Genomic DNA, 5818 nt, shown 5'->3' on the forward strand with positions numbered 1-5818 from the left:
CAAAATTGAAGTTCAATGTTTACAGTGTGTTTTTTGAGTTCGGCGGTGCGTTGTCAACCCCTTAGCCGGGCGTTAGGCAAGGTGAGTTTTTATCAGCTAAATCGAGTTGAAATTGAGCGGTAAATTCCATGTTTTCTGGCTTAAGTTAAGCAATAAATAGTCATCACATATTTGTTGTTTCTTGATCGCGTTGGGTTGTTTGTCGTTGTGAATTTAGCGGCAAAATAACCTTCAGCATCCAAACGTCCGCCGAGTATGCTACGCTCGTCACTTTTCTTCCAAATCGCTCAATTTGAGTTTTTTTGTTTCTTTGCTGATTCAGCATTTTGGTTTATAAATGAACGGTTTAGTTTGTTTCAAGTTTACAAAAAAGCTTGTTCTTGGGTTGTGAAAGTGTCGGTGTCAATTGGTTTGCCTAACAAACGGCTCAAGAGGGATTGTCAACGCGTGGCGGCTTTAGTTCAAAATTGAAGTTCAGTGTTTACAGTGGTTTTTTGAGTTCGGTGGTGCGTTGTCAACCCCTTAGCCGGGCGTTATATTCTCCCTCGTCCCATAATCTTTCCGTACGAATTGAATATGCTTTAAGTTTGGCCTATAATCAGCTCAGCTGACGGGATGTATCCGTACGCAGGAGGGGTTATGGCAACGGCACGTTTAGATATCCGCCTTGATGAAGAGATCAAGGCAAAAGCCGAAAAGGCATCGGCTTTACTTGGCTTAAAAAGTCTCACTGAATATGTGGTGAGACTTATGGACGAAGATGCGACTCATGTTATTGAGGAGCATGAAAGTATTATGGTTAAAGACAGTGTTTTTGACGAGTTTATGGCTGCGTGTAATAAAGTAAAAGCACCGAATCAAGCTTTGCTTGAAGCTGTTAAATTTACAGAGAAGAGCGGTATCAAGTGAGTTGGGGCAGAGAGTTTGTAGAACTTAGTAAATCAAAGCATGACCGCGACTCATTTGACTGTGGTGAGCAAGAGCTAAACACATTTATCAAAACTCAAGCTGCAAAGCACATGCAAGCAGGTATTAGCCGAACAATGGTTTTACCTAGTGGTCAACCGCTGTTAAATCAAAAATTCGCTATTTGTGCCTTTTATAGTGTTGCACCGAGCTCAATCAGCCGAGAAACATTACCGACACAATTAGCAAAGAAACTACCGAGATATCCAATCCCTGTTTTTCTGTTGGCTCAATTAGCTGTGCACAAAGAATTTCACGGTTCTGGACTTGGAAAGGTCAGTCTAATTCGTGCGCTGAAGTACTTGTGGGAAGTGAATCATCACATGAGGGCATACGCAATAGTTGTGGATTGTCTGACAGATTCCGCTCAAGCGTTCTATACGAAGTTCGGCTTTGAAGTATTGTGCGAACATAATGAGCGTATTCGTATGTACTTACCGATGAAAACGGTAGAACAGCTTTTTAATCAATAGGCTACGAATATAACAAACGCTTCAAGAGGGACAGCCAACGCGCGGCATTTTTATTATGCGTTGGTTTTTGTGATTACAGTGTTATGCGGTAAGTTGGTAGTAGCGTTGTCTGCCCCTTAAGCGGGCGTTAGTTTACCAATCAAAATTGCACCCTAACTCAATACGCTAGGGTGTGATAATTATCGCAGATGGTTTTGTGGCAATTGCGATTGTCCAAGGACTGCAACGACCAAAATAAAACGGTCTTCCTTGGTAAAGTAAGCCGTATGCTTGCCTATAGGGAAGTAAAAACCATTTTGATATAAATCGTTGCAGCTTCTGCCTACAGCCGGGTTGTCAGCGAGCATCTGAAACCCAGTAAGAAGAGTGTCTTTGTATGCGTTCCACTGCATCTCGGAAAAGTTTGTAACGGTATAATTTTTGATTTTATGTAAATGAGCCTGTGCTAATTTACTCAGTTTATATTTACTCTTGTGCATACTTTACTTACAACGCGTTTAGGAAGTTTTCACCGTCAACGATATTGCCTTGGGCTAAGTCTGCTTTTGCGGACTCAAAACAATGTTTTATGTAATCGGCTTTCATGACTTCAAGTTCTTCATAGTCTCTAATCGACATCACAACAACGGCATCTTTATTGTTTTTACTAATTTTAACTGGCTCACGTTGAGCGTTTAGAAGCAGTTCACCGAAATTACGTTTGGCATCATTTGCTGTTAATGTGTACATGGTTAAGCTCCAAGTCTGTAAGTGCAGTAATATTATAGGGTATCGAGCTAAATGTGCAATTTAATTAAATCGCGCGATTGGTGTGAAAAGTAAACTAACAAAGCATTTAAGATGGATTCGCAACGCTTGGCGGTTTTAGTGTAAATTCAGTTTTTCCGTTTTAAGTGGTTTGTCGCGGCATAGGTGTTTAGCGTTGCTCACCACTTAATGCGGCGTTAGTTTTTTCAGGTCAAATCAATACAAACGTAGTTGGTCGATAAAATGAAAAATAAAAATGGTTATGTAAGTGTTAGTGGCTCCGAGATTTATTACGAGCTTTCAGGTAATCATGACGGCAAGCCATTATTGATGCTTCATGGCGGTCTTGGTTCGTTGAATGAGTTAAGTTCAATTCATAAATATGTTGCTGCTGACTATCAATTGATAAGTATAGATTTCCGTGGTCACGGAAAGTCCCTTTTAGGCAATCGTCCACTTAATTACATGCAATATCAACAAGACGTTCAGCATGCTCTTAGCTATTTGGGTATTGAGAAATATTCGATTTTTGGTTTTAGTGACGGTGGTATCGTAGGTTATCGTTTAGCAATACAAGAACCGGAGAGAGTATCTTGTTTGGTGACACTGGGTTCGCAGTGGCGATTAGAGGCAGATGATCCATCAGTTGAATTACTAAGTGGTTTGACGGCTGAATTTTGGGCATCAAGGTTTGCCGATGATGTTGCTTTATATGAGGCGTCAAATCCTAAACCGGATTTTCCTAAACTCGTAGACGCTGTAAAAGCAGTCTGGCTTGACACAACAGAATCTGGCTACCCACATGAGTTAGTTGAAAAAATCCGTTGCCCGACATTAGTAATGCGAGGTGATAATGACTTCTTGTTTTCGTTGGATGAGGCAGCGGCTTTAAAGTCGAAAATTGTAGGTTGTAGTTTTGCCAATATTCCATTGACAGCACATTCGTCGCATCAAGAATCACCGGAATTGGTGGGTGAAATGTTAGAGCAGTTCTTGTTGCAACACAAAAACTAACAAACGGCTCAAGAGGGATTGCCAACGCGTGGCGGCTTTAGTTCAAAATTGAAGTTCAGTGTTTACAGTGTGTTTTTTGAGTTCGGCAGTGCGTTGTCAACCCCTTAGCCGGGCGTTAGGCACAGGGTGGAAAATTGGAACTACAACAGTTAAATCAGCGCCATCTAAAATGCTTGCTCGACCATGTTGAACTTGACTCAGAATTGACGTTTTGTGAAGGGGCTGTGCCACCAAAGCATGTTCTGCTCCGTTCTTATGAGCAGCTCCAAAACTCAAAAGCTGAAATTTGGTCATTACCCTACATGATGTCAGTGGACAATAATGTCGTTGGTTTCTGTGGCTTCAAAGATGAACCTCAAGATGGTGAAGTTGAAATTGGATACAATGTTTCGCCTTATAAACAAGGTCGAGGATTTGCAAAATTGGCAGTCAATCAACTTTGTCAGTTAGCGTTTAATGTGGATTCAATTGAAAGTGTTGTGGCTTTGATTTCATCGGCGAACCTCACTTCGTTGAATGTCGTACGAGCCAACAACTTTGTTTTCATTGGTTTTGTGGTTGATAGCGACAATGAAAAATTGGAAAAATGGGTGCTAAAGCGGGCATCCTGTGCCTAACAAACGCCTCAAGAGGGACTGTCAACGCGCGGCGTTTCCAGTCCCATTGAGCCGCGGTGGTTGCAGTTGTTGTGTTTGAGTTTAGTGGTGATGCGTTGTCAGCCCCTTAGGCGGGCGTTATGCCTCTCGAAAGGTAAATATGTATGAAGTTTGATTTCCGCTTGGGAACGATAGATGAAGTTTTAGAGGTTGATGCTCAAATACCTGAATTTGATGGTAGAACAACAGCAAGTAAATTAATGGCTAAATTAACGGGTAAAACGCACTTAATTCTAATCGCAAGCCACAATGAAAAGCCAATGGCATACAAAATTGGTTATGAGATTTCTAATACTGAGTTTTATAGCTGGCTTGGCGGAGTTGATCCAAATTATAGAAAACAAGGTGTTGCCACCAAGCTACGAGAGCAACAAGAATTATGGGCCCTTAATCACGGTTATAGTGCCATTAGTGTAAAATCGATGAACCAGTATCAAGCGATGTTGCAGTTGCTTATTTCTAGTGGTTATCAAATATCAGGTTACGAAGATAATGGTTGCACTGCTACTAGTAAAATTAAGTTTATCAAACAGTTAAACCAATAGGCATAACAAACGCTTTAAGAGGGACAGCTAACGCCTGGCATTTTTACTATGCGTTGGTTTTTGTGATTACGGTGTTATGCGGAAGCTTAGTAGTAGCGTTGGCTGCCCCTTAAGCGGGCGTTAGCTGAGGTTAAGAAAAATCATAAAATTCCGTGTTCATTTTTTCTTAGTCTGAGGCTCTAGCTTCACACCTGAAAGTCAGCACTTCTCCGCGTATCTCGCCAGTGGCACTGTTCGTAGAGTGTTTGAACTAACCGAAGTCTTCTTACGGGAAGTGGTGTGTTTGTTTATTTTTTTGGTGTGGCTTCTTTGGTTTTGAGGCTCTTTCGCGCTTAAATGGATTTAGTGCACTTGGTTGTTGGCTTCTTCGAAAGAATTCTTTGTAAATTTAAGTCTTAGAAGCTCGTCAGTTTTCCTGCTATTTCTTCTTTGCCAAGTACGTTTTGTGGATTAGGTTTTAGTTTCTAAGTTGTCCCTTTTACTTTGTCGCTTGAAAGCAATAATGTTTTTTAAATTAGGCCGTTGGGTAGTAAATCTCCGGCTAAAGTGCGGCAGCTAACAAACGCTTCAAGAGGGACAGCCAACGCACGGCATTTTTACTAGTCGTTGATTTTTGTGGTTACAGTGTTATGCGGAAAGTTAGTAGTAGCGTTGTCTGCCCCTTAAGCGGGCGTTATGTGAATGGAGTCAACCTTGAAAATATCAGTTGTCAAAAGTGGTCAGATTGGGGCTTACGAAGCTGAACTTAATGCTCATCTAAACTCCGTTTTTGGCCAAGATTCCATGTTCATTTTCAATCGTGAGTTCGTCTGTGCAATTCTCATTGAAGACGATAATCAGATTATCGCTACTGGTTTTGCTTATAGTCGCTTAATGAAGCAGGGCTCAATAAGCTTCAAAGGGGGCATAATTGGTGGTATTGCCATTACACCAAGTAAGCGTGGTTTGGGCTTAGCTAAAGTCATCGTGAAAGAACTCGATCGATGCTTAGTGTCTTTTGGGGTAACTCATTCTTTTCTCTTCGCTTATGAGCCAGATGTTTATCGAAGCTCAGGGTATTCGGAGTTAGTTTTGCCTATCCATTACTTCGACGTGGAGCGGAAAAATTGGAATCAGTTTGTCTACCGTGGAGGTATGGTTAAGTCTTACAATGGCAGTCATGCTTTAAGCGATCAAGTCATTGAATTTAATGGTTGTGTGTATTGAGCGCGCTGGAAAAATTCACATAACAAACGCTTCAAGAGGGACAGCCAACGCGCGGCAGTTTTACTATGCGTTGGTTTTTGTGATTACGGTGTTATGCGGTAAGTTGGTAGTAGTGTTGGCTGCCCCTTAAGCGGGCGTTAGGCAAGGTGAGTTTTTATCAGCTAAATCGAGTTTGAATTGAACGGTAAATTCCATGTTTTGTGGCTTAATT

8 protein-coding genes are annotated in these 5818 nt (G+C 41.4%); 6 read left to right on the plus strand and 2 right to left on the minus strand.

The features are described from left to right. Positions 1–639: 639 nt before the first annotated feature. Complete coding sequence (locus AACR75_RS00125; RefSeq protein ID WP_000179600.1) at positions 640–909, plus strand: type II toxin-antitoxin system TacA family antitoxin; 270 nt, start codon at positions 640–642, stop codon at positions 907–909. After that, positions 906–1439, plus strand: coding sequence for a GNAT family N-acetyltransferase (locus AACR75_RS00130; protein WP_013868567.1), 534 nt, complete (start codon positions 906–908; stop codon positions 1437–1439). Before AACR75_RS00125 ends, AACR75_RS00130 begins: the two co-directional genes overlap by 4 nt. 179 nt (positions 1440–1618) lie before the next feature. Here AACR75_RS00130 and AACR75_RS00135 read toward each other — a convergent pair whose 3' ends face one another. Beyond that, positions 1619–1918, minus strand: a complete 300-nt coding sequence (locus tag AACR75_RS00135) for a type II toxin-antitoxin system RelE/ParE family toxin (protein ID WP_047691337.1) — start codon at positions 1916–1918, stop codon at positions 1619–1621. A 7-nt stretch (positions 1919–1925) separates the two neighbouring features. Continuing rightward, positions 1926–2168 (minus strand): type II toxin-antitoxin system Phd/YefM family antitoxin, encoded by a 243-nt coding sequence (locus AACR75_RS00140; RefSeq protein WP_017045808.1) that lies wholly within the window; start codon positions 2166–2168, stop codon positions 1926–1928. A 261-nt stretch (positions 2169–2429) separates the two neighbouring features. Here AACR75_RS00140 and AACR75_RS00145 point away from each other — a divergent pair, with 261 nt between their 5' ends. From AACR75_RS00145 to AACR75_RS00160, 4 genes are all read left to right on the plus strand, one after another. Then, positions 2430–3200 (plus strand): alpha/beta fold hydrolase, encoded by a 771-nt coding sequence (locus AACR75_RS00145; protein ID WP_047691340.1) that lies wholly within the window; start codon positions 2430–2432, stop codon positions 3198–3200. 134 nt (positions 3201–3334) lie between these two features. Beyond that, positions 3335–3817 carry a GNAT family N-acetyltransferase gene (locus AACR75_RS00150; RefSeq protein ID WP_047691343.1) on the plus strand — a complete coding sequence of 161 codons (483 nt, stop codon included), beginning with the start codon at positions 3335–3337 and terminating at the stop codon, positions 3815–3817. A gap of 143 nt (positions 3818–3960) precedes the next feature. Next, positions 3961–4401, plus strand: coding sequence for a GNAT family N-acetyltransferase (locus tag AACR75_RS00155; RefSeq protein WP_025739799.1), 441 nt, complete (start codon positions 3961–3963; stop codon positions 4399–4401). A gap of 693 nt (positions 4402–5094) precedes the next feature. Beyond that, positions 5095–5607 (plus strand): GNAT family N-acetyltransferase, encoded by a 513-nt coding sequence (locus AACR75_RS00160; RefSeq protein WP_047691347.1) that lies wholly within the window; start codon positions 5095–5097, stop codon positions 5605–5607. The last annotated feature ends 211 nt before the right edge of the window (positions 5608–5818 follow it).

Source organism: Vibrio sp. ZOR0018 (genome assembly GCF_963865925.1).
In the GTDB taxonomy this organism is placed as follows: Bacteria; Pseudomonadota; Gammaproteobacteria; order Enterobacterales; family Vibrionaceae; genus Vibrio; species Vibrio anguillarum.